Below are 15,305 nucleotides of genomic sequence, written 5' to 3'. Positions count from 1 at the left end.
CAGGATGCGAACTAAAGGGGAATTGCACTGGATTATTCCCGATTGTTACATCCCTGCTGACAGCTCCGGGTCGCTGGAGAGCCACGAGTCGATCTGTGTGCTCAATATTAACCCGGAGGATGCGCTTCTGAGCGTCACGGTCTTCTTTGAAGATCGTGACCCCATCGAGGGCATCAAGGTCTACGTAGCAGGGAAACGGACCAAGCACGTCCGCACAAGCTCGCTCAAGAAGGATGAAGAATCCATCCCGGTGGGCGTACCGTATGCCGTAGAAGTGACGAGCGACGTACCCGTGATTATTCAGTACAGCCGTCTGGATTCTACCCAACCGGAGAATGCGCTCATGACAACAATGGCTTATCCGTTAGCCTAAACGACAAATATGATAGATAAGGGAGACTTCCACGATGACAGATCGCGCATATCAGCTCTTCGAGGAGCAGCAACAAGCACGGGGCATTGATATCGGCAAGGTCAAAGAAACCTTGAAATCGCTTCAAATCGAGACGCCTTCCTGGGGCTACGGCGATTCCGGCACACGCTTCAAGGTGTTCCAGAAAACCGGTGTACCCCGCAACGCGTTCGAGAAGTTCGATGACGCGGCACAGGTTCACAAATATACGGGAGCTTGCAAGTCGGTCGCCATTCATATTCCTTGGGACAAGGTAGATGACTATAGCAAGCTGCGCAGTCATGCCGAGAGCCTGGGCTTGACGATCGGTGCAGTCAACCCTAACCTGTTTCAGGAAGAAGACTACATGCTGGGCAGCGTCTGCCATGCGGATGCCGCTGTGCGCCGCAAGGCGACCGATCATCTGCTGGAATGCGTCGATATTGCCAAGGCGACAGGCTCGCGCGACATCAGCCTGTGGTTTGCCGATGGTACCAACTATCCGGGGCAGGGCAATATCCGCAAGCGCAAAGCCTGGATGCATGAAGCACTCTCCGAAATGTACGGCGCGCTGACGCCGGAGATGCGCATGCTGATTGAATACAAGACCTTTGAACCGGCCTTCTATCATACCGATCTCGCGGACTGGGGCATGTCCTTCAATATGGCTAATAAGCTGGGCCCGCAAGCACAGGTACTGGTGGACACGGGGCATCATGCCCAAGGCATTAATGTGGAGCATATCGTTGCGTACCTCATTGACGAGCAGAAGCTCGGCGGTTTCCACTTCAATAGCCGTAAGTATGCGGACGATGATCTAATTGTAGGCACCATGAATCCCTATGAATTGTTCCTGATTTTCTATCAGATTCTTGAAGCGTCGCTGGACGAGAACGGCGCAGTCCGTGATACGGTGAATAACATTGCTTATATGATCGACCAGTCTCATAATATTGAGCGCAAGATCCCGGCCATGATTCGCTCTGTGCTGAATGTACAGACCCAGTATGCCAAGGCGCTACTGATTAACCATGAGGAGGTTCTCGCGGCTCAGGAAGCCGGCGATGTGCTGGCGGCAGAGGATGCGGTGCGCAAAGCCTCGGAGTTCGACGTGACGCCGCTTCTTCAAGCGGTCCGCGAAGAGCAAGGCGTGCCGGTTGATCCGATGGCAGCTTATCTGGCGAGCGGCTATGAGGAGAGTATCGCGCCGCGCGGCAAGGGTGGTGCCAGCTGGTGAGTGTCCTCGCCTTCGACCTTGGCGCAAGCAGCGGCAGAGCGCTTCTCGGCACCCTGGAGAATGGCAAGCTGACGGTTCGGGAAGTCCACCGTTTTGCCAATGATCCGGTACACACGGGCAAGCATTTGCACTGGGATATTTTGCGGCTGTACCATGAGATGAAGCAAGGCATCATCAAGGCCAGGCAGCAAGGGCTGGCGTTCCGCAGTATCGCCATTGACTCGTGGGCCGTTGATTATGGCCTGCTGGATAAAAACGGCGAGCTGCTGGGTAATCCTTATCACTATCGCGACCATCAGACCGATGGGGTGATGGCCCAGGTATTCGAGCAGATTCCCGAGCGTGAGCTGTTCGGGCGCAACGGCATTCAGTTTCTGCAGTTTAATACAATCTTTCAGCTATATGCGCTGAAGGAACGGCAGGCCGTGGCGCTTCAGCAAGCGGATCAGCTGCTGATGATCCCTGATCTGCTTCGTTACTTCCTGACGGGGGAGCGCAAGAGTGAGTTCTCCAATGCTTCAACCACCCAGCTATATCATCCGCTGGAACAGGATTGGGACCGGGAACTGATCGAGCGGCTTGGTTTGCCAGCCCATTTGTTTGCCCCTGTTGTCTTGCCAGGCACGGTTGTTGGGCAGCTGCGGCCAGAGCTCGCGGCAGAGCTGGATGTGCCGGCTTGTCCGGTCATAGCCGTAGCTGAGCATGACACCGGTTCCGCTGTTGCTGCGGTACCCGCAGGGGAAGGGCCGTTTGCATACTTGAGCTGTGGTACATGGTCGCTGATGGGAACAGAGGTGGATGCTCCCGTGCTGACCGAGCGCGCACGTGAGTTGAACTTCACTAATGAAGGTGGTGTAGGCGGGACCTTCCGTCTGCTCAAGAATATTATGGGCCTCTGGATCATTCAGGAATGCAAGCGGATCTGGGAGCAGGAAGGCCAGGACGTATCCTTCGCCGGACTCGCCCAATTGGCCCGTCAGGAGTCAGCCTGCATCAGCTTCATTGATCCGGATCACGAGTCCTTCTTCAATCCGTCGCATATGCCATCGGCAATTCAGGCTTACTGCCGCACCACGAATCAGACCGTCCCTGAAACGCCCGGGCAGATCACCCGCTGCATCATGGACAGTCTGGCACTCAAGTATCGCTACATTCTGGGACTGACTGCGGAGCTCTCGGGAGTTGAGTTCGCAGGCCTGCATATGGTGGGCGGCGGGATTCAGAATGAGTTGTTATGCCAATTGACAGCGGAGGCCATCGGCAAGCCGGTATGGGCGGGTCCTGTAGAAGCGAGCGCAATCGGCAATATTCTGGTACAATACATGGCATTGGGTGAAATTCAATCGATTCGTGATGCACGCAGCATTGTCCGTGATTCGTTCCCTGCTGCTCTTTATGAGCCGCAGGAGCCGGAAGTCTGGGATAAGGCATACGCTGAATTTGTGCAAGTGACGGGTTTACAATAAGACGTCGGGAAGTGAATGGGATGCTCGTAATGGAGCGGTATGAGAAAATCGTGCAGCTGGTCAATGAACGGGGCAGCATCCGGGTGTCGGAGCTGAGCGAGCTATGCAGCGTCACGGAAGAGACAATCCGCCGCGATCTCGACCGGCTGGAGCAAGCGGGACGGCTGAAGCGGAGTCACGGCGGGGCTGTCAGCGTGAAAGAACAGCAGACGGAAGTCCCTCATACGGAGCGGGAGATTGCCTACATCGAGGAAAAGAAGCGCATCGCTGCAGAAGCGGTGCAGCATATCGGACCGAGGGAACGAATCATTCTGGATGCCAGTACGACGGCTTGGTATATGGCTTCCATTCTGCCGGACATACCTCTCACGGTGCTGACCAACTCGATTCAGGTAGCGATTGCGCTGAGTACCAAGGAGCGCGTGGAGGTGATTTCCACTGGCGGTACCCTGGCACCCCGATCGCTCTCCTATGTCGGTCCGCTCGCGGAGCGTTCCCTGGAATCTTACCATGTCGATAAGGCATTCATCTCCTGCAAGGGCATCCATCTGGAGCGCGGGATCAGCGAGACGAATGAACAGCAAGCGATTATCAAGAGCCGGATGATCGGTATGGCCGAGCAGGTATTTCTTTTGGCCGACCACAGCAAGTTTGGACTCAAGACGTTCGCGCATGTAGCCGATCTGTCCAAGGTCCATACGATCATTACAGATGACCAGATTGATGAGGCGTTTTATAAAAGCCTGCGTGAGCTGAACGTGCACGTGCAGATTGCTTCAAAATAGTGAAAGCCCGAACAACAGAGCCTGTCAGGCGTGACCCGCCTGCCGGGTTCTTCTTTCTTTTTTGAATCGTTTCACCTTGTGGCGCGTAGTAGATAGGAATATATTGGCCGGAAGGACGTGCATATGATGGAAACAAAGCCGAACCTTATTCATGCCCGCTGCGACCGGAAGATGCAGCCCTTTTACTGGATCCTCTCCTTTGAATGCTTTACACTGCTGATTATCTTCGGCCTGGCGATGGCCGGGTGGTCTGGATATGGCGCAAGGGCTCTTGGCGGCTGGGCTCTCTTGCTGTTGCCTCTTGTTGCTGCGGGTCTCTGGCTTGCATGGAAGGGCTACAAGCTGCTGGATAAGTTCGTCTGGGAGAATACGCATCTGAGCAGCTATCACTTATTCAGAGATCGTTTGGAGCTGATACGCTACGACAAAACGAACCGCAGCCGGACCGAACAAACGGTTCAGCTCTCGGAGATCGTAAAAGCCAGTATCGCCCATCATGTAGCAATCAATCATTATGCGTACAAAGAATCGAAATGGCGGGAGCGGCAGCCGCTCGCGCATGTCCTGCCCAGCCTGTGTTTCGTACACAACACGTCGTCAGGTCTACGGGCGGTCGAAATTCCATTTTATGAGTATCAGGATATGCAGCCTTGGCTACTGCATCTGCAGGAGCAGAATGTGCCGCTCGATGTCTACATGCGTATGTTCAACACGACGGACGAAGCAGGCAGAGCCATGGTGCTGACTGAATCAGAGGATGTCATGCCTTACAGTTATGACGAAGCACTTCAGCACAACCATGCTTATCTTCTGCAGCAGATTCAGACATTTGAGCGAAGGGAGGTGCCACAATGATTCGTGCGGAGACGTTGGTATCGCCTTGGCAGTTCATTACACTGGGCATCATCCTGATCGCCTGGATTGCACTGATTGTTGGCCGGTATGATCGGCGCACCATCATTCGCAGCGGGATAGGAGCGACCGTGTTATTGTATTTAATTGTTGGATTTCCATTAGCTATCATTCTCTCGGAGTAGAAACTTCCGTTCTGTGGGGGTGGTTGCTCCCCCTTACCGGGGGAACGTTGACAACCGATGAACAGTTGCACTACAATACGTAGTGTGAGGTGGGGAAGTTATGAAGATAGAGAACTTCAAATACCATGAAAGGGGGATGAATCGGTTTTTTGGCCCCTTGGAGGCACGGGTGATGACGATTCTGTGGGATAATACGGAGCTGACCATCAAGGATGTGCAGCATCAGCTGCAGCTGCATCAGGAGAAGCCCCTCAGCTTCAATACAGTGATGACCGTCATGAACCGTTTGACGGAGAAGGGATTTCTGGACAAGCTACCAGGCCGCAAGGCGTCGCTATACCGGCCGACCCGTTCGCGGGAGGCATTCTTGGAGGCGCAGTCCAAGGAGCTCACGGGCGAGCTGCTGGACGAATTCGGGCCGCTGATTGTCAACCATATGGTGGATGCGCTCGATGAAGCCGACCCCGATCTGCTGGATCAACTGGAGAAGCGGATCCAACAACTTAAAAAGGACCGATCCTGATGTGGAATAATCGTTCGCGTTCTGCGTTTGTTACCTCCATGCTCATCTCGGGCATTGTCGTGGCTCAAATGCTGCTCTACGCCTGCCATTTGTTTTTTGGATGGAATTTGAAGACGAATTTGTTTCATCTCTGTAATATGTGGATGCGCTCCATGGGCATTTTTTCATTTGCTTATGTGCTTGATGCTATCGTGCTTACGACTCTTGCTTCTTTGGTTGTCAACATCTTACGCCAGTTGTGGCTCATCAGACGCGCGGAGCACAAGCTGGAGCGAAGCCGCGACAGCCGCGCGACGGCCTTGATGGCCATGAAGTACGGCCAGATTACGGGAGAGAGGCTGCTGGTCATTTCATCCGCTGCTCCCCTGGCATTTACAATGGGGTTTATCAACCGTCGGATCATTCTGTCAACAGGATTGCTGGAGCTGCTGGATAAGGAAGAAGAACGGGCGGTCATTCTGCATGAGATGCATCATTTGCGGCATCATGACCCGCTGAAAACCTTTATGACAACGCTGTTCGCTTCTGTATTCTGGTATATTCCTGTTCTCCGTTGGCTGGCCGACAATTATCATCTGGCTCGAGAAATTCTGGCGGATGGCTATGCTTCTCGTGAGCAAGGCAGCGAGGCTTTTATTGGCAGCGCACTGCTCAAGCTGCTGAGATCTGGACAATCAGGGGCTCAACCGTTTGCGCACGTGTCATTTGCTGAACATGCGGTGAACTACCGGATTCGCAAGATTCTAAACCCGGTTCAGGATGTGTCGCCCGAGCTGCCGTGGACCACTCTGGCAGGATCGTCGGGGATGCTGTTGCTGCTGATGGGGATGCTTTTCTGGGCGGTTGTGTAACGATCAACGGACCGACCGGTGAGTTACAGCCGGTCAGGCTCCGATTAATTAAATGCACTACGTTTTGTAGTGTGAACGGAGGATATGAAGAATGAAAGCTTCCAATGTAGAAATGGGTAGTTTAATTGTACGAATTGGTTTGGGATTTATCTTTTTTATGCATGGATTGCAAAAGTTCCAAGGTGGTATTGATGGTACAGTCGGCTTTTTTGAGAGCCTGGGTATCCCGGGCTTTATGGCCTATGTGGTTGCTCTGGTCGAGCTGCTGGGCGGTATTAGCATGATTCTGGGATTGGGCACGCGCGTGCTGAGCATTGCCTTTATTATTATTTTGATCGTCGCGACGTTCACCGTGTCCTGGGGTGGCGGATTCTCCGGCAATGAACTGCACCTGGCGCTGGGGATTATGGCGGCTCACTTGCTTGTAGCCGGCAGCCGGATGGCTGCTTTGGACAGCCGGTTCGGGTCCCGCAAGGCGGCTTAATAACTCGCACTGATTTTGTGTTGCTCACTACGCCTGGCCTCCCCATTTGCAACTTTGGCGTTATTCAAACCGTCTAAAGGGTAAATAATGCAGAGAAGCCTTTGCGGGAGAGGAGCTGAGAACGGATGATGCCATGGCGATGGTCCAAGCTGATGTTGACCGGTCTGCTAGCCGCTTCGGTGGCGATTGCGGGCTGCAATGACGCCGGAGAAACGACGGATCCGGTAGGCGGCGAAGATCCAGGCGTTGTCGAGCAGCCGCCGGAAGATCCGGTTGATGAGGAGACGCCGGAGGAGAAGCTCGCCCAGGAGTGGGAAGCGCTGAAAGAGGAGGCCACGGAGGCTGCCGAACTAATCGCCTTCCTCGACGCGCGTCTGTCTGAGGCCGAGCAAGAGCAGGCAGATGCCATGGTTCGGGATGTGTTTGCTTTCTATGAACAGGATTTAAGTTACTCCCAGGAACAGTTTTTCAGTCAGGATCTCCAGCCCGTGCTGATTAATGTTCAGCTGCCGGTTACCGAGGACAATGTGTCAGAGGTGCCTGATGAGACCGTGCGCGAACTCATTCTCAGCAAGCTGAAAGGCAACTATACATTCATTACCACCGAGGGGTCATTTTTCCCGATTGTGGACTATGGCGCGTTTCAGGCATATGAAGATACACTCAGCTATGACCTGGTGGCGTACATCAACCTGAAGGCCATGGAATCGGACGAAATCTCCGCAAGCGACGGCGGACTGATTGTCGGCTGGGATGAGCTGGCCCGCCGCTTATTGACGGCTGAGGACTATCTGAAGCTCTACGCTGGCAGCCCTGAGGCCGATGAAGTGCGGGACATCTATTTGAACGATTACTTGCCCAAATATATGTATGGTCTTAACAACACGCCAAACTATGATTTTGAGACGATGCAGGTCACCGCTGAAGCCAAAGCCAGCTATGAAGCGACCGCGTCTGAACATCCCGACAGCGTAACCGGGCAGCTCGTACAGGGCTTTCTGGATGTGCTGGTGGAAACGGAAGGCCAGATCTTCACAGGCACCTTCGAGGAACCGACCGAGGTACCCGAGGTGAAGTCGTACCGGGACAACCTGGAGAAGGAGTTCGACAACCTGATGGCTCAGCAGGCTGAGATTTCTTAATGTAGTGACAGCTGCAATGTAACAGAGTGAACCTAGCGTCGCCGTCTTTTGACGGCGACGCTGTTTTACGTTAAGTTTTTGCGTATGTGAGCTGGGCTGCCCATCCCGCCAACTGGTGGCTGTAACGTTTGTAAGCTAGTCTCGGTCGGTGGGATAGGTTAGTAGGTATAGTAGAAGGATGGGTGGTCAGTAGACCGTCCTTTTTACTGTGTCGGGGCGCATCACGGTTGCGTTGGCGGGACATGCTGGTTATGTAAGGGATGAAGCTGCATCTGTGAGGTGTTCCGCCTCTTCCTAACGATTGCCACGAGAGGGTCGATTAATATACTGTATCGGTTATCGCGCATCACTCAGGATTCATTTTTTGCTGTAACGGACACCACAGCACCTATTAGGCCTTAAACATGCCATTTGCAATTCTAACGGACAGGAGCGCAGTTATTGACGCGTTTTCAGCCGAAATGTCTAGTTTTAGAGCAAATAAGTGCGTCTGTGGCCGTTAGCTTTGCAACCGTCCATTTTCTTTACGATTAAGCGCTCTGGTGGCCGTTAGCACATTCTCCCTTGGAGCCAGCTAATTAATCGACGCTCTCGTAAGTTCCGGTAGCGTGGTTTATGTGGTTGATACTTTAACTCACAGTTGATCGACACAGACTTGGCAAACCTTCCTCATAATCTGTATAATGATACACAGAGTATAGCTACTTAATCAAAGTAAGTGTAAGGGGGAACTTCAGTGGAGATCGGTATTAGCACTTTTGTAGAAACGTCACCTGATCCGCAGACGGGCGAGGTCATGAGTCACGCCCAGCGGCTGAGGGAGGTTGTTGAGGAGATTGTCCTGGCAGATCAAGTGGGACTGGATGTGTATGCGGTAGGTGAGCATCACCGGGAGGATTATGCAGCCTCCAACCCTGCGCTTGTATTAGCGGCTGCCGCTACTCGGACGAAGCGGATCCGGCTCAGCAGCGCGGTAACGGTGCTCTCCTCGGACGATCCGGTGCGCGTGTTCCAGGCGTTTGCGACTGTCGACGGTCTGTCGGAGGGACGGGCGGAGATTATGGCGGGCCGCGGTTCGTTCATCGAGTCGTTTCCGTTGTTCGGTTATGATCTGAATGACTATCATGAACTGTTCGAGGAAAAGCTGGAGCTGCTGCTGCGGCTTCGCGAATCGGAGAAGGTGACCTGGCCCGGCAGCAAGCACCGGCCAGCCATCCATAACCTTGGCGTCTATCCGCGTCCGGTCCAAAGCCCGCTGCCGGTCTGGATCGCCTCAGGCGGCACGCCAGAGTCCGTCGTGCGCGCTGGACAGCTGGGTCTGCCACTGGCATTGGCAATTATCGGCGGCCAACCGGCCCAATTTGCACCGCTCGTGAAGCTGTACAAGCGGGCAGCCGAGCGTGCGGGACATGATCCGGCGTCGCTGTCAGTTGCTTCCCACTCCCACGGCTTCCTCGCAGATACGAACGAGGAGGCGGTTGAGCGGTTCTTCCCGTCGACGCAGGCGGTCATGAACCAGATTGGCCGGGAGCGGGGATGGCCTCCGTATACACGTGAAGCGTACGATGCGGCCCGCAGCAGAGAAGGCGCGCTGTATGTTGGGAATCCTGAGACAGTGGCGTCCAAGATCGTCGACCTGCACCGCAATGTCGGCGTAACGCGCTTCCTGATCCATATGCCGCTAGGTACGATGCCGCATGAGCAAGTCCTGCGTGCGATCGAGCTGCTAGGTACCGAGGTGGCACCGCGGGTGCGCGAGATGCTGGCCAAGGACAATTCATAATAAGCGATCCACGGTTGCCGATCCGCGCCACAGCCTCTACCGGGCTGCGGCGCGGATTTTTTGTTAGATAGGAAACTATGATTTTTGTATGTTGTGGATAAGATGTGTCCGCCAACCAATTGATCGGCCGCTGTAACGCACCTTTGTTCCTCTATTTGCTCGGCAACCCGCTGGTCGGCCGCTGTAACGCACCTTTGTTCCTCTATTTGTCTGGCAACCCGCTGGTCGGTCGCTGTAACGCACCTTTGTTCCTCTATTTGACTGGCAACCCGCTGGTCGGTCGCTGTAACGCACCTTTGTTCCTCTATTTGACTGGCAACCTGCTGGTCGGTCGCTGTAACGCACCTTTGTTCCTCTATTTGACTGGCAACCCACTGGTCGGCCGCTGTAACGCACCTTTGTTCCTCTATTTGATCTGGCAACCCGCTGATCGGTCGCTGTAACGCATCTTTGTTCCTCTATTTGACTGGCAACCCGCTGGTCGGTCGCTGTAACGCACCTTTGTTCCTCTATTTGCTCGGCAACCCGCTTGTCGGTCGTTAGAGCAAGGGGATGAGTCTCTTAGAATCATCCGCAGGATGATTTTGTTCTTAGAAAGAATTTATAAGTTTTCGGGGCCCCCGCAAAGTATCTGGCTAAGCTTCGAAGAAAAGACTTCACTTTGTGGGGAGATTTTGTAGGGGTCTGGCGGGCAACTTCTCTTTGCGTTCGCGCCCACTTTACAGTATGATGAAAAGAATGATGAAATTTTTATAGGTAAAGGGGCAACGAAGCGATGAATGCAAAAGCAGCAACTAACTACAAAATCGTCGACTGCACGATCCGTGACGGCGGGCTTGTCAACAACTGGGACTTCAGCATCGAATTTGTTCAGCATCTGTACAACAGCCTGAACGAGGCTGGTGTGGAATATATGGAGATTGGCTACAAAAACTCACCAAAGCTATTGAAGGGTGCTGACGCAGCGGGTCCATGGCGTTTCCTGGACGACGATTTCCTGCGCAAAGTCATCCCGCAGAAGCTGGATACCAAGCTGTCCGCGCTGGTTGATATCGGCCGTGTAGACGAGAGTGACATTTTGCCGCGCGAAGAAAGTCTGCTGGACTTGATCCGTGTCGCCACCTACATTCAAGACGTGGACAAGGCGCTCGAGCTTGTTCAATTGTTCCACGACCGTGGTTATGAGACGACGCTGAACATTATGGCACTGTCCAATGTCATGGAGCATCAGCTGCTCGAAGCGTTCGAGCAGATCAATGACAGCGTCGTAGACGTGGTCTACATTGTCGATTCGTATGGCAGTCTGGCGCCAAGCGACTTCAACCTGCTGGTGGAGAAGTTCAAGAAATATCTGCCGAAAAAACGCTTGGGTGTGCACACGCACAACAACATGCAGCTGGCATTTGCCAACACGCTCGTATCCGTCGATAAGGGCGTAGAACTGCTGGATGCTTCCGTCTATGGCATGGGTCGCGCTGCCGGCAACTGCCCAACGGAGCTGCTAGTCGCCCATCTGAAGAACCCGAGATATAATGTCCGTCCGGTACTGGACATGATCGAGCAATACATGCTGCCATTGCGCGAAAAAGAAGAATGGGGCTACATTATCCCTTACATGATTACCGGTATGTTCGACGAGCATCCGCGTTCGGCGATGGCGCTGCGCGGCTCAGAAGACAAGGACAAGGTCGTTGACTTCTACGATAAGCTGACAACGCCGGAGGTATCGCCAGGACAGGCGTAATCGGCGGATCCATCCTCACGGAGGAACGAGCCATGCAAGAATTCGCCAGAATCAAAACGCAAAAAATCTACGAGCAAATCGCTGACCGGCTGCAGGAGCGTATCGAGCAGGGCGGCTGGCGCAGCGGTGACAAGCTGCCCTCAACCAAAGAGCTCTCCGAGCAGTTCCAGGTCGGCCGCTCGACGATGCGCGAGGCCTTGAGCGCACTCAAGGCCAAGGGACTCATCGAGATCCGTCAGGGCGAAGGCTGCTTCGTCCGGGAGCTGACGCCACAGGAGCTGGAGCTCCCGGGCTTGCTGCTCCCGGGTCGAGAGTCTGTCCTGGAGCTGCTGGAGGCGCGCAAGGCGCTGGAGATTGCTAACAGTGCCATTGCGGCCGTCAAGCATACGGAAGCGGATCTGCGAGCGTTCGAGGAGCTGCTATCCAGCATGAAGGCTCATCTGGGCGATGAAGCCGAGGGCGAAGCTGCAGATATCCGATTCCACAAGCTGCTCGCGGAAGCGACACATAACAGCATCATGGTGCGGCTGCTGGACTCCATCTCTTCACAGATGGAGACCGCGATCCGCGAGACGCGGCGGTTGCAGCTCTACAGCAACGCCGAGGTATCGCATCGACTATGGGACGAGCATCAGGCGATCTACAATGCAGTCGCCAAGCGGGACGCACAGGGAGCGGAGCAAGCGATGCGCACCCATCTCGACCATGTCGAGCAAGTGCTGCGCGCCTACATTAAAGGGTGAAGACACAAGAAAATTGTGGCTTCCCCCTTTTCTTTTTGTCAGATGTCTGATAACCTGATAACATATCGTTTTCAATCTGAGCGCAGAGGTGCAAACTCATGAAAGTATCGTTATTCATCACATGTCTGGCCGATAATCTGTATCCGGAGGTTGTTGAAAGCGTTGCCCGGATTCTAACCGACTACGGCTGTGAGGTAGATTTCCCGGAGGCGCAGACCTGCTGCGGGCAGCCGGCCTTCAACAGTGGTTATCAGGATGAAGCCAGGGAGGTCTCGCGACAGCTGATTCGGGCATTTGAGCATAGCGATTATGTGGTTTCGCCGTCCGGTTCCTGCACGGGCATGGTTCATCATTTCTACCCGTACCTGTTCCGTGATGAGCCGGAATGGGCAGCCAAGGCGGAGGCGCTGGTCGGCAAGATGTACGAATTCTCGCAATTCCTGGTTGGCGTGCTCGGCGTGAGCGATCTGGGGGCTTCCTTCCCGCATAAGGTGACGTATCATCCTTCTTGCCACGCCATGCGTCTGCTGGGCGTCAAGGAGGAGCCGATGAAGCTGCTGTCCTCCGTGGCGGATATGTCTTATGTCGAGCTGCCCAAGCGCGAAGATTGCTGCGGCTTTGGCGGAACCTTCGCCATCAAGATGGCGGATATGTCGGAGGCCATGGTGTGCGAGAAAGCGGGCAATGTGTGCCAGACCGGGGCAGAGGTGCTGGTTGGAACAGACATGGGCTGTCTGATGAATATCGGAGGCAGGCTTAATAAAGAAGGCAAGCCAGTGCGTGTGATGCATCTGGCCCAGCTGCTGGAGGAAGGGAGAACGAAGCGATGAGCGGACACGGCAATACAGCGGTAGACGAGCGGATTGGCACGGGACTCAAGTCGCGGACCCGACATGCGCTCTCCGATGAATTTCTGCGCAAGGCCGTTGCATTTACGACGGACAAGTTGAAAAGTGGTCGCCTGCAGGCGATGGACACCTTCGGCGATTGGGAGGCCTGGCGGGAGCGCGGCAAAGCCATTCGTTCGCATACCATCGACAACCTGGACTACTACCTGGGCCAGTTTGCCGACAATGTGGTGAAGGGCGGAGGTCATGTCTATTTTGCCAAGGAGGGCAAGGATGCGGTACGGACATTCATGGATATTGCCGAGCGGAATAAGGCGAAGCTGGTTGCCAAGGGAAAATCCATGGTGTCAGAGGAGATCCATCTCAATCAGGAGCTGGAGAAAAAGGGGATCGATGCCATTGAGACCGATTTGGGAGAGTACATTCTGCAATTGGCTCGTGAGACGCCCTCGCATCTGATCATTCCGGCGATCCACAAGAACAAGCAGCAGATTGCCAAGCTGTTCACCGATGCCTCGGGCGAGCACTTCGAGCCGGAGACCAAGGTGCTGGCAGAATACGCACGTAAGAAGCTGCGCAACTATTTCCTGGAGGCGGACATCGGACTTACGGGCTGCAACTTCGGCGTTGCGGAGTCGGGGTCGATTACCCTTGTCTCCAATGAAGGCAATGGCCGTATGGTATCCACACTACCCAAGGTACATGTCGTTGTGATGGGGATGGAGCGGCTGGTGCCGACATTCGAAGATCTGGAGGTGGTGCTGAACCTGCTGGCACGTAGCGCCACAGGCCAAAAGCTGACTACCTATACCTCCATTCTGACCGGTCCCAAGGCAAGCGGCGATCTGGACGGCCCGGAAGAATTGCATGTCATTATTCTCGACAATGGCCGATCGGAGCAGCTCGGCGACCCGATCTTCCAGGAGGTTCTCAATTGCATTCGCTGCGCGGCTTGTCTGAATGTCTGTCCGGTATATCGCCATGTCGGCGGTCATACGTACGGTTCAGTCTACAGCGGACCGATCGGGGCCGTATTGACGCCTCTCCTGCAGCAGGATATGAAGGAAGCGGGTACTCTGGCATACGCCTCCAGTCTGTGTGGTGCCTGCTACGAGGCTTGTCCCGTGAAGATTCCGCTGCATGATATGCTCGTTCATCTGCGGCACCGCAAGGTCAAGATGAAGCTGACTGCGCTGCCGGAGCGGGTGGCCTTCAAATCGTATCAGACGATATTTGGCAATATTACGCTCTACAAGCTGGCTACCAAGTCGGCCTACTATATGCAGAAGCCGCTGGTTCGGGAAGGCATGATCAAGTCGGGACCGCCGCCACTCTCCGGCTGGACCCAGTCCCGATTCATGCCGATGCTGCCCAAGCAGTCGTTCCGCGACAAATGGGGCGCGCTGCAGCAGGAACTGGCACGCAAGCGAAAGGAGGGGGGCAAGGCATGAGCGGTTCATCAGACAAACGGGCGCACGGTACTATGACCGGACGGGATGCCTTTATGAACAATATTGCCTCGCGGCTGGGCCGCCGTACGCCAAGTCAGACCCCGCCTGAGCGCCCCTTCAAGGGGGTGCCGGACTTCTATCGGGAGCGTACCATGACGCGTGAAGAGCATATCGAGCAATTCATGGCCAACTGGACGGCGCTCAGCGGCAAAGTGCTGATTGTTGAAGAAGCAGAGGCACCTGCGGCGGTGGCTGCTTATATCCGGCAGATTTGCGAGGAGCATGGCATCACCCGCATTACGCGTTGGGAGCATGAGCAGTTAATTGCGCTTGGCTTCGACGAGCCAGTACGGGCGGCGGGAATTGAGATTGTTCCATGGCGCGAAGATGGGGCGGACGCCATCGATCCGGGTCTGTCGCCTAGCGGCGAGACGGGATTATGGCAGCAGCGTGAACGGCTGCTACGGGCTGCAGAGACCTGCCGCCTTGGCATCGTATGGCCGGATTACGCCGTCTCCTCGACCAGCTCGCTGGCGCTCTTCAGCAGCGGCGGCAAGGGACGCTCCGTGAGTCTGCTGACGGATGCGCTGCTGGCGGTATTCCATGCGGATCAGCTGGTCATGCGAATTGGCGAGGCCTTCGAGCACTTCAAGCGGCAGTATCCTGATGCTGCTGACATGCCAGCATCGCTGAATCTGATCACAGGTCCGAGTCGGAGTGCCGATATCGAGAATGACCTGACGATTGGTATTCACGGCCCTGGCAAGGTGCATGCGGTGATTATAAAATAATACGATGCTGAAGGCTGTTTTCTCGGTGA

At 54.8% G+C, this 15,305-nt stretch carries 17 protein-coding genes; all 17 read left to right on the top strand.

The window, feature by feature from the left end:
• Positions 1-4: 4 nt before the first annotated feature.
• The 17 genes from F556_RS0114190 to F556_RS0114110 all read left to right on the top strand — a co-directional run bounded on the left by F556_RS0114190 (position 5) and on the right by F556_RS0114110 (position 15,276).
• Positions 5-373, top strand: a complete 369-nt coding sequence (locus F556_RS0114190; RefSeq protein WP_020617633.1) for a sensory rhodopsin transducer — start codon at positions 5-7, stop codon at positions 371-373.
• 34 nt (positions 374-407) lie between these two features.
• Positions 408-1,628 carry an L-rhamnose isomerase gene (gene rhaI / locus F556_RS0114185; protein WP_020617632.1) on the top strand — a complete coding sequence of 407 codons (1,221 nt, stop codon included), beginning with the start codon at positions 408-410 and terminating at the stop codon, positions 1,626-1,628.
• Positions 1,625-3,094: a rhamnulokinase gene (rhaB, locus tag F556_RS0114180; protein ID WP_020617631.1), complete on the top strand. Its 1,470-nt coding sequence runs from the start codon at positions 1,625-1,627 to the stop codon at positions 3,092-3,094. The genes rhaI and rhaB overlap by 4 nt, the downstream gene beginning before the upstream one ends.
• 20 nt (positions 3,095-3,114) lie before the next feature.
• Positions 3,115-3,879 (top strand): DeoR/GlpR family DNA-binding transcription regulator, encoded by a 765-nt coding sequence (locus F556_RS0114175; protein ID WP_020617630.1) that lies wholly within the window; start codon positions 3,115-3,117, stop codon positions 3,877-3,879.
• A 123-nt stretch (positions 3,880-4,002) separates the two neighbouring features.
• Complete coding sequence (locus tag F556_RS0114170) at positions 4,003-4,734, top strand: hypothetical protein (RefSeq protein WP_020617629.1); 732 nt, start codon at positions 4,003-4,005, stop codon at positions 4,732-4,734.
• The gene (locus F556_RS0114165; RefSeq protein WP_020617628.1) at positions 4,731-4,916 is read left to right on the top strand and encodes a hypothetical protein; all 186 of its coding nucleotides are present in this window, start codon (positions 4,731-4,733) and stop codon (positions 4,914-4,916) included. Before F556_RS0114170 ends, F556_RS0114165 begins: the two co-directional genes overlap by 4 nt.
• 100 nt (positions 4,917-5,016) lie before the next feature.
• Positions 5,017-5,439 carry a BlaI/MecI/CopY family transcriptional regulator gene (locus tag F556_RS0114160; protein ID WP_026297293.1) on the top strand — a complete coding sequence of 141 codons (423 nt, stop codon included), beginning with the start codon at positions 5,017-5,019 and terminating at the stop codon, positions 5,437-5,439.
• The gene (locus F556_RS0114155; protein WP_020617626.1) at positions 5,439-6,290 is read left to right on the top strand and encodes a M56 family metallopeptidase; all 852 of its coding nucleotides are present in this window, start codon (positions 5,439-5,441) and stop codon (positions 6,288-6,290) included. The genes F556_RS0114160 and F556_RS0114155 overlap by 1 nt, the downstream gene beginning before the upstream one ends.
• A 91-nt stretch (positions 6,291-6,381) precedes the next feature.
• Positions 6,382-6,774 (top strand): DoxX family protein, encoded by a 393-nt coding sequence (locus F556_RS0114150; protein ID WP_020617625.1) that lies wholly within the window; start codon positions 6,382-6,384, stop codon positions 6,772-6,774.
• A 125-nt stretch (positions 6,775-6,899) separates the two neighbouring features.
• Positions 6,900-7,916, top strand: a complete 1,017-nt coding sequence (locus tag F556_RS0114145; RefSeq protein ID WP_020617624.1) for a hypothetical protein — start codon at positions 6,900-6,902, stop codon at positions 7,914-7,916.
• 736 nt (positions 7,917-8,652) lie between these two features.
• Positions 8,653-9,699 (top strand): LLM class flavin-dependent oxidoreductase, encoded by a 1,047-nt coding sequence (locus tag F556_RS0114140; RefSeq protein ID WP_020617623.1) that lies wholly within the window; start codon positions 8,653-8,655, stop codon positions 9,697-9,699.
• A 104-nt stretch (positions 9,700-9,803) separates the two neighbouring features.
• Positions 9,804-10,142 carry a hypothetical protein gene (locus tag F556_RS0114135; RefSeq protein ID WP_020617622.1) on the top strand — a complete coding sequence of 113 codons (339 nt, stop codon included), beginning with the start codon at positions 9,804-9,806 and terminating at the stop codon, positions 10,140-10,142.
• A 332-nt stretch (positions 10,143-10,474) separates the two neighbouring features.
• On the top strand, positions 10,475-11,443 hold the full coding sequence (locus tag F556_RS0114130; protein WP_020617621.1) for an aldolase catalytic domain-containing protein: 969 nt from the start codon (positions 10,475-10,477) through the stop codon (positions 11,441-11,443).
• Positions 11,444-11,475: 32 nt separating this feature from the next.
• A complete protein-coding gene (locus F556_RS0114125; RefSeq protein ID WP_020617620.1) occupies positions 11,476-12,186 on the top strand; it encodes a FadR/GntR family transcriptional regulator in 711 nt (236 codons plus the stop codon).
• A gap of 98 nt (positions 12,187-12,284) precedes the next feature.
• Positions 12,285-13,016 (top strand): (Fe-S)-binding protein, encoded by a 732-nt coding sequence (locus F556_RS0114120; RefSeq protein WP_020617619.1) that lies wholly within the window; start codon positions 12,285-12,287, stop codon positions 13,014-13,016.
• Positions 13,013-14,485: a LutB/LldF family L-lactate oxidation iron-sulfur protein gene (locus F556_RS0114115; protein ID WP_020617618.1), complete on the top strand. Its 1,473-nt coding sequence runs from the start codon at positions 13,013-13,015 to the stop codon at positions 14,483-14,485. Before F556_RS0114120 ends, F556_RS0114115 begins: the two co-directional genes overlap by 4 nt.
• Positions 14,482-15,276: a LutC/YkgG family protein gene (locus F556_RS0114110; protein ID WP_020617617.1), complete on the top strand. Its 795-nt coding sequence runs from the start codon at positions 14,482-14,484 to the stop codon at positions 15,274-15,276. The genes F556_RS0114115 and F556_RS0114110 overlap by 4 nt, the downstream gene beginning before the upstream one ends.
• Positions 15,277-15,305 lie beyond the last annotated feature (29 nt).

The sequence above is a fragment of the Paenibacillus daejeonensis DSM 15491 genome, from assembly GCF_000378385.1.
In the GTDB taxonomy this organism is placed as follows: domain Bacteria; phylum Bacillota; class Bacilli; order Paenibacillales; family Paenibacillaceae; genus Paenibacillus_D; species Paenibacillus_D daejeonensis.
Note: the sequence above shows the minus strand (reverse complement) of the source record. Positions and strands in the feature narration are given on the sequence as shown.